Below are 14,754 nucleotides of genomic sequence, written 5' to 3' on the forward strand. Positions count from 1 at the left end.
AACCTGCCAATGGAACGACGTTGGCTGCACGAGCCCTGTTGGGTATCCCTCCTTGGTCAGCATTCTGTGCAGTCTATTGACAAAAATGGGAAGATGTTGGGGAACAGCCTTATAGCGGGGCGGCTCGCCTGCTGTCAGGATAAAGCCGAGATAACGTTCTTGACGCTATGTTCCTTCCATCGACGGAACAAACATGGAGAGGATTTCATTTGCCTTAGCGTTCATCGATTCTTCGCCACGAGCATCCGACGCGGGAGGCAACGCTGGTGACGGCGTACCTCTTGCCCGCATTCAATCTTTCGAAGGCGCTTGTGGCCTGCAACGGACCCAAATGCTCCAGAGCAGAAGCGACCACCCTGCCCCCATGCCCCATCCCCCGATAACGTCGGTTGGAAAGTGAACGCCGAGAAAAACGCGCGAAAAGCCCACCAAGCCCGTCATCACAATCGCCAAGCCCAGAAATGCCCGTCGTCCTGTCCTTGACTGCAGCCGCGAGGCAAAGAGCAACGCGAGGCCAATATAGACTGCGGAAGAGAGCGTAGAGTGACCGCTGGGAAAGCTCTGTCCGCTTGCGGTCACCAAATGCGAAACAACATCAGGCCGCGCCCGACCTATCAGAGGTTTGATACCGTTGCCCAGCAGTTCTGCGCCACCGAAAAGGAGCCCGATGAATGCAGCCTCTCGATATGCTGCGTTTGCGAGCAGAAACATCGCCAATGCTGCTGCGACGAACCCTGTGACCGCTGAACTGCCAAAATTGGTGAGATTGATCATGACGTCGGGCAGCCATGTTGGGCCGATAGGAAGCTGCGCATCCGCGCTCCTACGCAGGGCAAGGAGAACTTCGTTGTCGAGAGGCCAAGTCTGACCGCTCATGACGCCCACGGCAAGCGCGCAAGCAATACCCACGCAAATCACAGCTGCTATTCTTACCAACGCCGGAGCGTTGCCGGTTCGACTGTCTCGATACACTGATTTCCTTGCCGATCTACCAATATCGATACTGATATGCGCGACATCGCTGACAAAGCCCTGAAGGATTGGCGAACAGGACCGGGCTATACGTGCCCGGTCCCCGGCGAGATCGCATTGCCATGCAACCGCCTTTGAAAGCACCGCCTACTTTGCGGGAGTCACCTTTGAAGCCTGTGAGACGCCGGATTTCTGGACCGCGTATCGGACCGAGACCTTCTCGCCGACTTTGAACGACTCGGCCTCAATGTTCTCAGGCAGTTTGACCGTTGTCCCCGTGGACAGCGTAATCTGGTCCGCCTTGACGTCGATATTGGTGATCGTTCCAGTTTCATTACGGGCCATCGCCATTCCCGCAGTGAGGGTCGAGGTGGCGATAACAGCGATCGCCAACGACTTCTTCAGCATAATTCACTCCTTTGATTTTACAGGACTCACTATTGCAGCCTTGAGCGGCCTTAGGCCGGCATCGCCAACCGCCCGCGAAATCTAAGCTGCGATTCTTCTCGGCACTTTGCCTAATTCTTACAAATTGGATATCGCATGAGATATCGAGTGCCATTGGCTCGCGGAGCGATTTTCCGTCAGATCGAACCGACCGCGGCCTGCAAATGCGATGGCTGAGTCGCACGCCTTCCCTGCAGTTTGTCGAACGCCAGATAGATCACCGGTGTCGTAAACAGGGTCAGCGCCTGCGATACGACAAGCCCGCCAACAATCGCAATACCGAGAGGTACGCGCAATTCGGATCCAGGCCCGGTTCCCAATGCCAACGGGACTGCCCCGAACAATGCCGAGAACGTCGTCATCATGATGGGCCGGAACCTCAGCATGCAGGCTTGGCGTATGGCATCTTGTGGCGCCAAATTCTGGGTTCGTTCGGCGTCCAGGGCAAAGTCGATCATCATGATCGCATTCTTCTTGACAATCCCGATCAGCAGAATGATTCCGATCATTCCCATGATCGATAGATCCAGATTGGCAAGCTTCAGAGCCAACAGCGCACCGAGGCCTGCAGAAGGCAGCGTGGAAATGATCGTGAGCGGATGTATCGCGCTCTCATAGAGAATACCTAGCACGATGTAGACTGCCACGACGGCCGCCAGGATCAGCCAGGGCTGGCTTTGCAGCGAGTCCTGAAAGGCCTGTGCTGTTCCTTGGAACGAGCCCATCACCGTCGCTGGCATGCCTGCGCTGGTCTCGGCCGATTTGATAGCTGTGACGGCGTCGCTCAGTGCATTGCCGGGTTTGATATTAAAGGAGATCGTCGTTGCCGGCATGGATCCTTGATGATTTATGGATACGGGCAAAACGCCAGTTTTCAGCGATCCGAGCATGCTCAACGGTACGAGTTTACCGGTGGTGGACGATTTCACGTAGAGATGCGATAGCGCCTCGGGCGACAGGGCAAATTCTGGCGCAAGCTCCATCACGACATGATATTGACTGACCTGTGTATATAGCGTCGCGATCTGCCGCTGCCCAAAGGCATCATAAAGCGTCTGATCGATTTGAGAAACGTTTACACCCAGACGCGAGGCTGTCGAGCGATCTATATCGAGCGTGGCGCTTGTGGCTGCCTTTTGCTTATCGGAGATCACGTCTTGAAGCTCTGGCAGGCTCTTCAGCACCTTGGTCATCGTCGCGGCCCATTTGTCGAGCTCCGCTGTATCCGGATCCTGAAGAGTGTATTGATACTGCGAGGCCGACGCGCGCCCGCCGATCTGAATGTCCTGGCGAATCTGAAGACCAACGGTCAAACCTTCCAAGCCCGCCGTTGCCGCTCGCAGACGCGCCAACACCGCTGAGGCGGGGTCTCGTGTGCCGATTGGTTTCAGGTTTATTTGAATCTGGCCGACGCTTGCCGAGGGGCTCGGATTGATCCAATAGGCAACGTTGTCGACGGCGGGATCAGCCATCACGACCTGTGCAAGCGCCTGCATCTTGGTCGACATATCCGCGAAAGAAATGTCTGTGGCCGCCTGCGCCTGCCCTTGAACCCATCCGGTGTCCTGTTGTGGGATAAATCCCTTTGGTATGGAAACGTAAAGCCATCCGGTGGCTACCATGGTCGCCAAAGCGACGGCCAGCGTGACGGCGCGGTAGCGCAGGACGACATCGAGCACCTTGCCGTACCCCGCCGTGCACCTTTCAAAGAAGGTTTCCGACCAACGGAAAAGGGCACCATGCGGCTGATTATGGTCGTGCTTGATCAGCCAGGCGCACATCATCGGCGTGACAGTCAGCGACACCAGCCCCGAAATGATGATCGCGACGCTGATCGTCACCGCGAATTCGCGGAAGAGTCGGCCGACAATGCCACCCATCAGAAGAATGGGGATGAAAACAGCCACCAGGGAGACGGTCATGGAGACGATGGTGAATCCCACCTCCCGCGACCCTTCGATAGCCGCTTCGAGCGTGGACTTTCCTTCTTCGACGTGACGCATCACGTTCTCAATGACAACGATGGCATCGTCGACGACAAACCCGACTGCGATGGTCAGTCCCATCAGCGACAGATTGTCGAGACTATAGCCTGCAACATACATGATGGCGAAAGTGCCGATCAAAGACAGCGGAATGGTTGCCGCCGGGATGATCGTCGCCCACAGATTCCGCAGGAAGCTGAAAATCACCAGCACCACGAGCCCAATGGTGATCAGGATCGTTGTTTTCACGTCATCCACCGAGGTCTGGATCATGCCCGACCTGTCAGCAACGACCGAGAGTTTGATGCCCGCTGGTAGCGCCGCCTCCATCTGCGGCAGCTTGGCTTTGATCCCTTGTATGGTGTCCAGCACATTCGAGCCCGCCATTTTATGAACGTCGAGCATGACCGAACGGGTATCCTGCAACCACGCCGCCTGGTTGACATCTTCCGGACCGGATACAACAGTCCCGATGTCGCCAGCTCGGATGGGCGATCCATTCTTGTAGGCGATCACCATCGAACGAAACGCCTGGACGTCCATGATCTGGTCGGTTGCATCCAAGACGGTGGTCCTTCCATTGCCGACCAGTTGCCCCTTGGGCTGGTTGACGGTCTGAGCGCCGACAGCGTTTCGGACGTCTTCGAGCGTCAACCCGCGCGCGGCGACCTTGTCCGGATCGAGCTGAATTCGGATCGACGGCCGCTGCGGCCCGTGGTAGTCCACGAGCCCGACGCCATTCATCTGCGAAACCTGCTGGGCGATGATGTCTTCCGCATAGTGATCGAGTTCGGTCGTCGGGATTCGATCGGACGTCAGCGCCAAAGTGAGAATCGTCGCTTCCGCCGGATTGCTCTTGTGGAAGGTCGGAGCAGCGGGGAGATCCTTGGGTAACTGACCGCTGGTCGCACTGATTGCCGCTTGAACGTCCTGTGCGGCGCTGTTTATATCCCTGTTCAGATCGAATTGCAGCGTAATCGAAGTCCGCCCGGACGAGCTCGTCGACGTCATTTGAGATACACCCGAGATCGTCGAAAGTTGGTTTTCCAATGGTGTTGCAACCGAAGTCGCCATCGTTTCCGCGCTTGCCCCAGGAAGAGAGCTCGAAATCTGGATCGTGGGGAAATCGACCTGCGGCAATGACGCGACAGGCAGCAAGTTGTAAGCAATGGAACCAACGATCAGAAGGCCTGCGGCCATCAGGCATGTTCCGATCCTGCGGTTTATGAAAATAGCAGAAATGTTCATTGGACCTTCTCCTCGCCGACCGCTGCCAACTTTTTGCCGTCAGCATTCTCGGTCGAGACGAACGTTCCGTCTGAAAGCCTGGATTGACCGGAGGTTACGACCGTTTCGCCGCTTGCGATGCCCTGCGTTATCGCGACGAGACCTGAATAGGCGCCGCCCGTGGCCACCGATGCGGTCGAGACCTTGTTATCGGGCTTCACCACGAAGACATACGGTCCAGTCTGGCCATTCTGAATCGCCGAAGACGGCACGACTGTCGCATTCGGATCAGTACGCAATCTTATGTTTGCGGTTATCAGCTCACCCGGCCAAAGTGTTAGGTCATCATTGGCAAATACGGCCTTTAACTTCACCATGCCAGTCGAAGAGTCGACCTGACTATCGACCGCGCTTAGTTTCCCATCAGCCAGGTGTTTGGCGCCGTCGCGACTGAATGCTTGTACGAGCAACGGCCCCTTCGCCTGGCCCGCGATCAAATCGGGAAGATCATCCTGCGTCAGCGAGAACTCGACAGCGATGGGACGCATCTGCGTGACGGTTACCACGCCGCTCGTATCAGTGGCATGGAGGATGGCGCCCTCTTGCTGCTGGCGCAAGCCTACTCTGCCGCTGATCGGAGCCGTGATGGTTGCGAATTCAAGATTGAGTTTCGCGGTATCCAGTACCGCCTTTCCCGAGGCTGCCGTGGCATCCATGACTTTGACCTGAGCCGCCGCGGTTTGGGCGGCCTGGGTCGTGCCGCTGCCCGTCGTCGTGAGCTTCCGCGCTCTGGCGTCATCGATTTTGGCCTGTTCCAGCTGGGCGAGTTCCTTATCATAGTCGGCCTGCGCCTGCGCCACCGCCGCTTCATAGGGCCGCGGGTCGATCGTCGCCAAAACGTCTCCGGCTTTGACGTCCTGCCCCTCGGCGAAGGCTATGCGTTGAAGCTGACCTTCGACCCGGACCTTCACATCGACGGCAGTCAAAGGTGAGACCACGCCCAGGCCACTGCGCATGACTGGCAAATCCCTCGTAGTCGCTTTGGCTGTCTGTACCGGAACCGGCGCGCGCTCGACGGCAGGCGCTCTGGTTTTGCTCAGACCAGGCTGCGGCCAAGAGACCAGATACGCGGCAGCCGACCCGACAACCGCGACAGCGCACATCCCCAGGAGATACAATCTTTTACGTGATCCATTTGACCCTATGCGGGGATGATCCACTGCAATACTCCATCAAGCGTTTAGAAGTGCTCGGCGGGACGACAGCCCTCCGAGGGTTGCTCTGGAATTTGGCGGATTGCAAATGGCGGGTAATTCGCGCCAGCATGAATTTTTTTTTATGTTTCGCCGCGAATACGTGTCAAGGCTTGATGAGGTACCCGGCACCTGGGACCGTGGTGATCATGCTCGTCATCGCCCCCATGTCGATCTTCTTGCGCAAACGGTGGACATGCATATCGACGATGTTGCCACGGGGATCGAACGCATAGTCCCAGGCTGCTTCCATAAGCATGGTACGAGTTACCACCGAACCCGCATTTCGCATGAGGGTTTGCAAAAGGAGGAACTCTCTGAACTGAAGATCGATAACGCGTTCCTTCCTGCGAGCAATCCGCCGCCTGATATCCAGAGACAGTTCGCCGACGACCAATGTGCTTTCATGACCTTCAGCTATGAAGCGCTTGGTAATCGCTTCGATGCGGGCAAGTAGCTCCGAGAAGAAGAAGGGCTTGGCGAGATAGTCATCGCAGCCGGCACGCAGCCCTTCGACCCGATCCATCGAACTGGCCAATGCGCTGACCATGATCACAGGCACATTGACCTTCATCTCTCGAAGACGCCTGACCAGCTCGACGCCGTCAAGCTTGGGCAGGAGCCGATCAACAACCAGCCCGTCATAAATCAGCTCCATCGCGAGCGCGAGACCGAGCTCGCCATCGGTTGCCACATCCACGACGTGGCCCGCCTCCGAGAGCCCCCGCTTCAAATAGGCCGCACTTCGGTCATCATCTTCCACTACCAGCAGGCGCATTCAATCCTCATTATAGACAACACGTCATTCCCAGCGCTTGCGAAGATGAAATTGATTTAATGTCCGGGCGAACCGGCATTCACGATAGGTTGTTTATCTGGATAATGCGGGGAAGGTAGCCAGCGTTCTTGGAGGAAATGTGTCGAAGATACTCGTAGTGGAGGACGATCAGGGAACAGCATCGGAGATCGAGGCAGCACTTGTCGATCACGGCTGCACCGTCATGCGGGCGATCGATGGCCACGATGGCCTCATCAATGCCATTTCTGGCACATTCGATGCGATCGTGCTCGACCGGATGCTGCCCGGTACATTGGATGGCCTTGGTTTGCTGGCTGCCTTGCGCGCGGCCTCTGTACAGACGCCGGTTCTGATCCTGAGCGCGCTCTCTGCTGTCGACGAGCGTGTACGCGGTCTCAAGGCGGGTGGCGACGACTATTTGACAAAGCCATTTGAAGCGCTCGAACTCACGGCGCGGCTGGACGTCCTGATGCGCCGGCGGACGAATACGACCCAGGAAACAGTTCTGAGAGTTGGCGATCTTGAGATCAATCTACTGACGCACACCGCGAGCCGGGCGGGCCGCGCCATTGATCTTCTCCCTCGAGAGTATCAATTGCTCGAATATCTGGCACGGCATTCCGGCCAGATCGTCACGCGCACAATGATGTTCGAAGAGGTTTGGCATTATCGCTATGGTGAAGCCACCAACGTCATAGACGTCCATATCAGCAAACTTCGCAAGAAGCTCGATCTCCCGGGTTTCACCCCTCTGATCCGAACTCTGCGTGGTTCAGGTTATGTTCTCGATGCGGCCAATTGAACTTTTTCGGACAAGCGGCTTCCGATTGGCGCTAGCTTTCCTGCTTGTTTTTGGCGCGGCCGCGAGTGCGTTGTTCCTGTTTGTCGACTGGCAGATGCGCGACTTTCTCGATCAGCGAAGCGATGAATGGCTCACGCGCGAGATGCAATCGCTCCAAATCCTTCCCACCGACGAAGTCGTCTTGCGTCTATCGGCGCGAAGCCAGGATTCGACAACTATCGAGCGGCCGTTCTCGCTCTTCGATCAGAGCGGAAAGCTGGTCGCGGGAAACAAGCTTACCTACCCGGAGAAACCGACGTTTGAGGCCCCCTTCGATTTTGTTGACCATGGCACATCAAGAGGAGCCCATTACAGGGGCTATCTGCATCGGCGCCCTGATGGCGGCTCTATTCTCGTCGCGCAAAGTCTGCATGAGCAACGCGAATTTCGCGAACGGCTCGAAAATGCCACACTATTTGCCTCGCTGGCGACAGCCATCCTGGGACTCGTTGGCGCGATCGCCGTTGGGTTGGGCGCGGTTCGGCGGCTGGACGAAATATCCGGCGCTGCCGTGCAGATCATGAAGGGTGACCTCAAGCGCCGACTGCCGACAGGTCGCGCCGGGGGCGATATCGATCGTCTTGCCAAGGTTGTTAATGAAATGCTCGACGAAATCGAGCGCCTGATGCAGGAAGTGAAGGGCGTTTGCGACAACATTGCCCACGACATGCGAACGCCGCTGACGCGCCTCTTGGGTAGCTTGGAGCGCGCGCGCCGGCGCGCCACCAGCATTGATGAGTATCATGGCTATGTCGACGAAGCGCTCGAGGAAATTCGCGGTATTCTCAAAACGTTTGGCGCGCTTCTGCGGATATCGGAGGTGGAGGATGGTCTGCGGAGATCTGGCTTCATTGATATTGATCTCAAGGCGATCGCAGGCGATGCAGTTGATCTCTTCGAGCCGGCTGCCGACGAATGCGGCGTCACACTGACATGCACCTCAGGCACGGAAGAGCCTGCAATCATCTCTGGCGACCCTAGCCTGCTCTTTGAAGCGATCGCCAATCTGATCGACAATGCGATCAAGTTCACACCGAAGGGAGGGCGTGCAACCGTCCACGTCGACGGGACCGGTCACCTAGCAACGGTGACTGTCGAGGATACAGGCATAGGGATCCGCGCTGAGGACGCCGAAGCCGTGCTTCGCCGGTTTTACAGAGCCGAAAAAAGCCGACACGCCCCTGGCAACGGGTTGGGCTTAAGCCTTGTCGCGGCAATTGCCAGGCTCCACGGGATGCGCCTGGAGATCACGACTCCGGCGATAGGAACGCGTGTCCGTCTTACCTTCCATTAGAAAAATCAGATTGGGATAGCTCGGGCCTTGAACCAGCGATCTGCTCGCAGGCGGCAAGAGGATCGCTCGCTGTTGGCGCGGCGCATATTTACCTGAAAGGAACCTGAAGCCAATCGCAAGATGCTGGAATTAAATATCCGGCCAAGGCAAATAAAATTCTTGAATATAATAGTCAACAATGAGATTTGTAGCTCGAAGATCAACCGATTGGGGGCCATAAGTCAATGAAATCTCTTAGCTTTGTCACACGTACTCTATTTGCTCTCACGACAGCGCTTGCCGGGACAATCCTCTCCTCCAGCGTGGCCAACGCTGTCGAACCCACGGGCATCGTGGTCTATAACGCCCAGCACGAGACGCTGACGCAGGCATGGGCCGACGGCTTCACCAAGGAAACCGGCATCAAGGTTACCATTCGCAACGGCAGCGACATGCAGTTCGCCAACCAGATCATCCAGGAAGGCGCCGCTTCCCCTGCAGACGTCTATCTGACGGAAAATTCGCCTGGCATGACGCTGGTCGATTCCAACAAGCTCTTTGCGCCAGTCGATGCCGCGACGCTCGCTCAGGTGCCGGAAACCTTCAAGTCAGCCGATGGCAATTGGGTCGGCGTTGCCGCACGCTCGACGGTTTTCGCCTATGACAAGACCAAGCTGAAGGAAGCCGATCTGCCGAAGTCGCTGCTCGATCTGGCCGATCCGAAGTGGAAGGGCCGCTGGGGCGGCGCTCCGGCTGGCGCCGATTTCCAGGCGATCATCAGCGCGCTTCTGGAGCTGAAGGGCGAGGATGCTACCCGCTCGTGGCTGAAGGCGATGAAGGCAAACGCCAGCTTCTACAAGGGCAACAGCGTTGCCATGAAGGCTGTCAATGCCGGCGAGATCGAAGGCGCGGTGATTTATCACTATTACTGGTTCGGCGATCAGGCCAAGACCGCTGAAAACAGCAAGAACGTTGCCCTCCACTACTTCAAGCATCAGGATCCGGGCGCATTTGTCAGCATCTCCGGCGGTGCGGTTCTGGCCTCCAGCCAGCATCAGAAGGAAGCCCAGGCGTTTCTGAAGTGGATCACCGGCAAGGGCGGCCAGGCCGTTCTGCGCGATGGCGACTCCTATGAATATGCCGTCGGCAATGGCGACGCTTCCAACCCGAAGCTGGTGCCGCTGACGGACCTGCAGGCACCGAAGGTCGAGCCGTCCAAGCTGAACAGCAAGAAGGTTACCGACCTGATGACGGCGGCAGGAATCCTGTAACCGCTAAGTCGTGTGATTAAACGATAGACTGAAAGTCTCTGGCCGCTCTTCTCGAGGGCGGCCTCATCGCTCGTAAATAGCAACGATCGTGGCTACAATTGCCTTACCAACCCGTAGCCCAGCAACGCGACGACAACCGCCACCGCCGAGATGGCGAATATTGATGAGCGTCTTTTCTTGATGAACGTCAATGCGACTGCCCCATAGCGCTGCAGCAAAGCGCCGAGCAGAAAGAATCTTGCGCCTCTCGCGATTGTTGCCAGGCATATGAAAACGAGCAGATTTACGTGCACCACGCCCGATAGGATTGTCACAACCTTGATTGGCGGGAAGTGTGTAAATCCAGAGCTCAAAAGAAGCAAGGCAATCCATCGGGTGTCGACATAGGAGCGCAGATGTTCGAAGGCCTCCTGCTTTCCATAGAAAGCAAGCACGGGTCGAGCAATTGCTTCATAGGCATAAAATCCCATGAGCCAACCCGCAATTCCGCCGGCGACTGACGCAATCGTTGCGACAGCGGCCAGTCGGTAGGCCCGTTCAGGGCGAGCCAATACCATCGGGATAAAAAGTACATCGGCGGGAACCAGGAAAACGGAACTTTCGACAAAGGCGATCCCGGCGAGCCAGGCTTCCGCTGATTTGCTGGTGCTTAGGCCGGCTGCCCACGCATAGAGTCGATGTAGCATTTTTTTCTTTCGGCATATTCGTGGTTTGGTTGCCTTTGGGTGCTGCTGATGAAAAATAAGCTGCGATACCTCAAGGAATTCAGGCGATTTGCCTTTAATCGCGGGATGATATTGTGCAAACTGTAGAGATGCCTGCCATACTGCGTACTAAGCACGCGGGGCAGCAAGTTCCGGCGACGCTATGGCACTCTCCTTACGAGATCTTTGCCTGGAACTTAATGTTTCGTAAGAATGGCTTATGACCGCACGGCGATCTTACGGATTTGTAAGATGCCGTTCAGGTTGTGGACACTTTCTTAGGGCACATCTTGTCGATAGAGCAGTCGCGTAGATGAGGGGCCCAACAGGTCATGAAGATTCTCTTGGTGGAAGACGATCCGAAAACCGCGGACTATATCGCGCGCGGGCTCAACGAGGCCGGCCATAGCTGCGAAATTATCAAAGATGGTATCGATGCGCTTTTCCAGATAACCAGGGAGCCATACGACATTCTCGTCGTCGATCGGATGATCCCCGGCCTGGATGGGCTCTCGCTGGTGAAGGCCGCAAGGGCGGCAAAGATCAAGACACCAGCCCTCTTTCTGACATCGCTGAGCGGCGTCGATGATCGGGTCGAGGGACTTGAGGCCGGTGGCGACGACTATCTCACAAAGCCATTTGCTTTTTCCGAACTCATCGCACGTCTCAATGCACTGGCGCGCCGACCGCCGGTTCAGGACCAGAAGACCGTTCTAAAAATCGCGGATCTGGAGCTCGATATCGCAAAGCGCCAGGTCCATAGACAAGGAATTTCCATTGACCTCCAACCCCGTGAGTTTACCCTCCTAGAGGTTCTCATGCGCGGCGAAGGGCGGGTTTTGACACGAACAATGCTTTTAGAGCGTGTGTGGGATTTTCATTTTGATCCGAAGACCAGTGTCGTCGAAACCCATATCAGCAGGCTGCGGGCGAAGATCGATAAACCGTTCGAGGAGGCCCTTCTCCACACGGTCCGAAATACCGGATACTGCATACATGCACCGCGGTAGGTTGTTACGCAGTACGCCTTTTCGGCTTGCGCTTTCCTTCGGGCTCTTCTTCATTGTCGCATTCCTCATTACCGGACTGGTTGCCTACGGTCTTATGAAGCGCGAGCTCGCAAGGTCGCTCGACGTGTCGATCAAAGATACATATTCAGTCGTCGCATCGACTTTTTCCGCCAACGACCTCGAAGATCTCGTTGCAGCCGTGTCTACCTATTCGACCCTGAAGCGGCCGGAAGATCAGGTTTTTCTCCTGCTCGATCCCCAGGGGGAGAAGCTTGCAGGTAATGTCAGTGCAGCCCACATCGAGCCGGGACTTTCGGCCATACCCGCGGCGCAGCTGGGCTTGGAAGAAGAAGATCCGATTAGGGTCATGGCCGGCAGCGTCGGTGGCAACAATCTGGTTGTTGGTCAAAGCTATCGCGAAATCGATCGCATCGAGCAAATTGCGCTGATGAGTTTCTCGTGGGCGGCGATTATCATAGTGGCAACAGTGGTTTTTGGGGGAACCTTGCTGGCGAGACGCACGCAACGACGGCTTGATTCCATAGAGCAAACCATGATTGAAGTCTCAGCCGGAAATCTCTCCCGGCGCATTCCCATCGTTGGTAGAGGCGACGACATCGACGTTGTCTCCACACACATGAACCAGGCCCTTGCGCGCCTTTCCGGACTTGTCGAAGGTATGCGGCAGGTCAGTGCGGACATCGCCCACGATCTGAAGACGCCGCTCAATCGGCTCGGCTTAACGATTGAGCAGTCGCTTCAACGACTGGACGAATCCAAGGATGTCGAAGATCTCATGTTCGACGCCAGGGATGAGATTGCCAGAATCAATGCCACTTTTGAGGCTCTGCTTCGGATTTCACAAATTGAAGCAGGCGCGCGAAAGACCCGTTTCAAAGCGGTCGACCTCTGGGAGGTGATGACGTCTGTCGCTGAGATTTACACGGACGTTGCGGAAGATAACTTTCAGACGCTGAAATTGGCACCCCTTGTCGCCCGTCCCTGCATAATCAATGGCGACCGAGAATTGCTCACCCAACTCTTCGTCAACCTCGTCGAAAACGCGATAACGCATTGTCCTCGCGACACCACGATTATCATGTCGCTCACCTATGAAGCGGGCTTTTATCGCGCGTGTGTCGCTGACAGCGGAATAGGCATACCTGAAGAGGAGCGCGAGCTTGTCTTCCGGCGCCTCTACCGACTGGACAAGAGCCGAACGACGCCAGGCAACGGATTGGGCCTCAGTCTTGTCAAGGCGATCGCCGATCTTCACGCGGCCCGCATTGCGCTTGAGGACCGTAGTCCAGGACTGCGGGTTGCATTATATTTTCCAAAAGCTTGATCCCACCCGTGACGAATTCCACTCGAGGTCACCCCCGGAGTCACAGAGCGTTCAGACACGACGTCGCAGGTCTCGTTGACCGAAACGAGTTGAACCGTCACTGCCTCTCGGTGAGGATGAACAAGAAGGTTTCAAGAAAGGGCGGCGTCGATGGCCTCGCGTATCAAAAATTGGCAAGTCACCCTGCGCCGCCAGGTAATTATGGAGCTGGAAAGATAGTTCCAGCCGACACCAATGACGGCTCCCGCTAGGCCGACGGGTCACCACTACAGCTTCTGATTGTAGAAGAGTGACGACACTCCTGCCTGCGACGGCGGCGATCACTATATGTGAAGGCATAGTTGAGGTTTTGGTGCAAGGCTCTGCAAGTGGCCGCTATTTAGTCTTTGATGGGGTTGGTCACATCGATGTCGCCGTCACTGCCTTGCAACGAACAGGTCTCGGGCGTATGCAGGCGAGCATTTGGTTGAGAGCGGCAACACCCACAGCAGCCTCTGTCTGGTGAGTGCGGAATGAACGGGCACGCAAACGCTGAACGATGATCCCCATGTATCGACCCATCGCCGTTTCTACCAAAGCCCGCTTGCCGTAACCGGTGGTCGCCTGCCTTTTCAGCCGACCACCAGCCTGGATGGATGCGACATGACAATCCCGTTGGTTTGGCGGCGCAGCGTCCTGTGTTGTCACCGCCGTTGAGCGCGGTGGAATGAAGTTCTTTGATCGCACGCTGTGGCGCAGGACCGCGTTGTAGCTTGAATCCAAATCATCGGCGCCATCGCCAGTGAACTGGCCAATCTCATCTTCAATTTAAGCGAGCAACGCTGCACCTACGAGCCATCACTCGTGTCCTGATCCGTCAGCCTATGAGCAATGATCTCGCCACTGCCGGCATCCAGCGACAGATTCAGTTTGCGCCAGCTAAAATGAGACTTCGCAACATGCTTTTCTTCCAGCCATCGGCCTGCGTCATAGATCTTGAGCCCGGTACTGTCGACCAGTATGTAAAGTGGACCATACGGCAGAGGCTGACGATTGCTACGCCTGACGGGCGGACTCCAGGTTCTTGCCCGACGGCTGAGTGTTCTGTGCTCAGGCGCCGGCAGATCCAACCCATCATCGCAAGTACGGAGCTCAAAAATCCTTCGCTCTGCTGCAGCCGAAGTCCGAACACCAAGCCCAGCGTCAGGGCCGTATCGATGGCGAGATCCGAATAATGCGGCCGGTTTCCTCTTGTCTTGCGTCGTGGCGCGCACCCAGCCGCGCGGACCGCCGGATGCGACCGCGACGAACCGGGAGACGGCTTCATGATCCGGCATGGCATGGTCAAGACTTCAGCCGCAGGCGCCTCCGGCAACCGACCCACATGCGTCCGTGGTGATCATTGCCGCCGACAGGGTCGCGGCGAGCATGGTGCCGGGCCTGGGAAGCCGCGCGGGCGCGCAACGAAGTGAGCTGTCCGCATCCAACATCCCACTCCGTGACTGCGATCCTGCTACCGCGCACATGAGCCGCAGATTGAAATCGCCATAGCCTTCGACTGTGGTCCGCGGGTTCCTTCCTCGGGGACTTTCGTACGCCTCACGGCGCCCGAAACTCTTCACGGAAGCTGACATGCTGCTTCGAAGCC

Annotated in this window: 11 protein-coding genes and 1 pseudogene; 5 read left to right on the forward strand and 7 right to left on the reverse strand. The window is 56.7% G+C overall.

The genetic code is table 11. The features are described from left to right. Window positions 1–291: 291 nt before the first annotated feature. The 5 genes from GA0061101_RS20970 to GA0061101_RS20990 all read right to left on the reverse strand — a co-directional run bounded on the left by GA0061101_RS20970 (window position 292) and on the right by GA0061101_RS20990 (window position 6,662). Entirely contained in the window at window positions 292–876 is a 585-nt protein-coding gene (locus tag GA0061101_RS20970) for a phosphatase PAP2 family protein (protein WP_141694106.1), read from the reverse strand. Window positions 877–1,119: 243 nt separating this feature from the next. After that, window positions 1,120–1,380 (reverse strand): DUF1344 domain-containing protein, encoded by a 261-nt coding sequence (locus GA0061101_RS20975; RefSeq protein ID WP_092574788.1) that lies wholly within the window; start codon window positions 1,378–1,380, stop codon window positions 1,120–1,122. 176 nt (window positions 1,381–1,556) lie between these two features. Next, window positions 1,557–4,652 carry an efflux RND transporter permease subunit gene (locus GA0061101_RS20980; protein ID WP_092574789.1) on the reverse strand — a complete coding sequence of 1,032 codons (3,096 nt, stop codon included), beginning with the start codon at window positions 4,650–4,652 and terminating at the stop codon, window positions 1,557–1,559. Next, window positions 4,649–5,794 (reverse strand): efflux RND transporter periplasmic adaptor subunit, encoded by a 1,146-nt coding sequence (locus tag GA0061101_RS20985; protein WP_280951435.1) that lies wholly within the window; start codon window positions 5,792–5,794, stop codon window positions 4,649–4,651. The genes GA0061101_RS20980 and GA0061101_RS20985 overlap by 4 nt, the downstream gene beginning before the upstream one ends. A 196-nt stretch (window positions 5,795–5,990) precedes the next feature. Then, window positions 5,991–6,662, reverse strand: coding sequence for a response regulator transcription factor (locus GA0061101_RS20990; RefSeq protein WP_092574792.1), 672 nt, complete (start codon window positions 6,660–6,662; stop codon window positions 5,991–5,993). Window positions 6,663–6,801: 139 nt separating this feature from the next. Here GA0061101_RS20990 and GA0061101_RS20995 point away from each other — a divergent pair, with 139 nt between their 5' ends. The 3 genes from GA0061101_RS20995 to GA0061101_RS21005 all read left to right on the forward strand — a co-directional run bounded on the left by GA0061101_RS20995 (window position 6,802) and on the right by GA0061101_RS21005 (window position 10,068). Beyond that, window positions 6,802–7,485: a response regulator transcription factor gene (locus GA0061101_RS20995; RefSeq protein WP_092574794.1), complete on the forward strand. Its 684-nt coding sequence runs from the start codon at window positions 6,802–6,804 to the stop codon at window positions 7,483–7,485. Between the two features lie 25 nt (window positions 7,486–7,510). Then, a complete protein-coding gene (locus tag GA0061101_RS21000; protein ID WP_245297529.1) occupies window positions 7,511–8,818 on the forward strand; it encodes a sensor histidine kinase in 1,308 nt (435 codons plus the stop codon). A 224-nt stretch (window positions 8,819–9,042) separates the two neighbouring features. After that, window positions 9,043–10,068 carry an iron ABC transporter substrate-binding protein gene (locus GA0061101_RS21005; protein WP_092574797.1) on the forward strand — a complete coding sequence of 342 codons (1,026 nt, stop codon included), beginning with the start codon at window positions 9,043–9,045 and terminating at the stop codon, window positions 10,066–10,068. A 92-nt stretch (window positions 10,069–10,160) separates the two neighbouring features. On the opposite strand, the gene GA0061101_RS21010 is transcribed toward GA0061101_RS21005, so the two are convergent. Continuing rightward, window positions 10,161–10,754, reverse strand: a complete 594-nt coding sequence (locus tag GA0061101_RS21010) for a YqaA family protein (RefSeq protein ID WP_092574799.1) — start codon at window positions 10,752–10,754, stop codon at window positions 10,161–10,163. 350 nt (window positions 10,755–11,104) lie between these two features. Between GA0061101_RS21010 and GA0061101_RS21015 the strand changes: the two genes are divergently transcribed. Both GA0061101_RS21015 and GA0061101_RS21020 read left to right on the forward strand, forming a co-directional pair. Then, window positions 11,105–11,782 carry a winged helix-turn-helix domain-containing protein gene (locus GA0061101_RS21015; RefSeq protein ID WP_092574800.1) on the forward strand — a complete coding sequence of 226 codons (678 nt, stop codon included), beginning with the start codon at window positions 11,105–11,107 and terminating at the stop codon, window positions 11,780–11,782. Further along, window positions 11,769–13,127 carry a sensor histidine kinase gene (locus tag GA0061101_RS21020; RefSeq protein WP_092574802.1) on the forward strand — a complete coding sequence of 453 codons (1,359 nt, stop codon included), beginning with the start codon at window positions 11,769–11,771 and terminating at the stop codon, window positions 13,125–13,127. The genes GA0061101_RS21015 and GA0061101_RS21020 overlap by 14 nt, the downstream gene beginning before the upstream one ends. 399 nt (window positions 13,128–13,526) lie before the next feature. Here the strand turns inward: GA0061101_RS21020 and GA0061101_RS40225 are convergent. After that, window positions 13,527–14,400: pseudogene (locus GA0061101_RS40225) on the reverse strand (IS5 family transposase); the annotation flags it as partial. Between the last annotated feature and the right edge of the window lie 354 nt (window positions 14,401–14,754).

The organism is Martinezella lusitana, from assembly GCF_900094565.1.
GTDB classification, from domain to species: Bacteria; Pseudomonadota; Alphaproteobacteria; order Rhizobiales; family Rhizobiaceae; genus Rhizobium; species Rhizobium lusitanum.

Bases quoted from the DNA above. Each gene is read 5' to 3' on its own strand.
- GA0061101_RS20970 (WP_141694106.1), bottom strand. From the start codon at position 876: ATGAGCGGTCAGACTTGGCCTCTCGACAACGAAGTTCTCCTTGCCCTG.
- GA0061101_RS20975 (WP_092574788.1), bottom strand. From the start codon at position 1,380: ATGCTGAAGAAGTCGTTGGCGATCGCTGTTATCGCCACCTCGACCCTC.
- GA0061101_RS20980 (WP_092574789.1), bottom strand. From the start codon at position 4,652: ATGAACATTTCTGCTATTTTCATAAACCGCAGGATCGGAACATGCCTG.
- GA0061101_RS20985 (WP_280951435.1), bottom strand. From the start codon at position 5,794: ATGTGCGCTGTCGCGGTTGTCGGGTCGGCTGCCGCGTATCTGGTCTCT.
- GA0061101_RS20990 (WP_092574792.1), bottom strand. From the start codon at position 6,662: ATGCGCCTGCTGGTAGTGGAAGATGATGACCGAAGTGCGGCCTATTTG.
- GA0061101_RS21005 (WP_092574797.1), top strand. From the start codon at position 9,043: ATGAAATCTCTTAGCTTTGTCACACGTACTCTATTTGCTCTCACGACA.
- GA0061101_RS21010 (WP_092574799.1), bottom strand. From the start codon at position 10,754: ATGCTACATCGACTCTATGCGTGGGCAGCCGGCCTAAGCACCAGCAAA.
- GA0061101_RS21015 (WP_092574800.1), top strand. From the start codon at position 11,105: ATGAAGATTCTCTTGGTGGAAGACGATCCGAAAACCGCGGACTATATC.
- GA0061101_RS21020 (WP_092574802.1), top strand. From the start codon at position 11,769: ATGCACCGCGGTAGGTTGTTACGCAGTACGCCTTTTCGGCTTGCGCTT.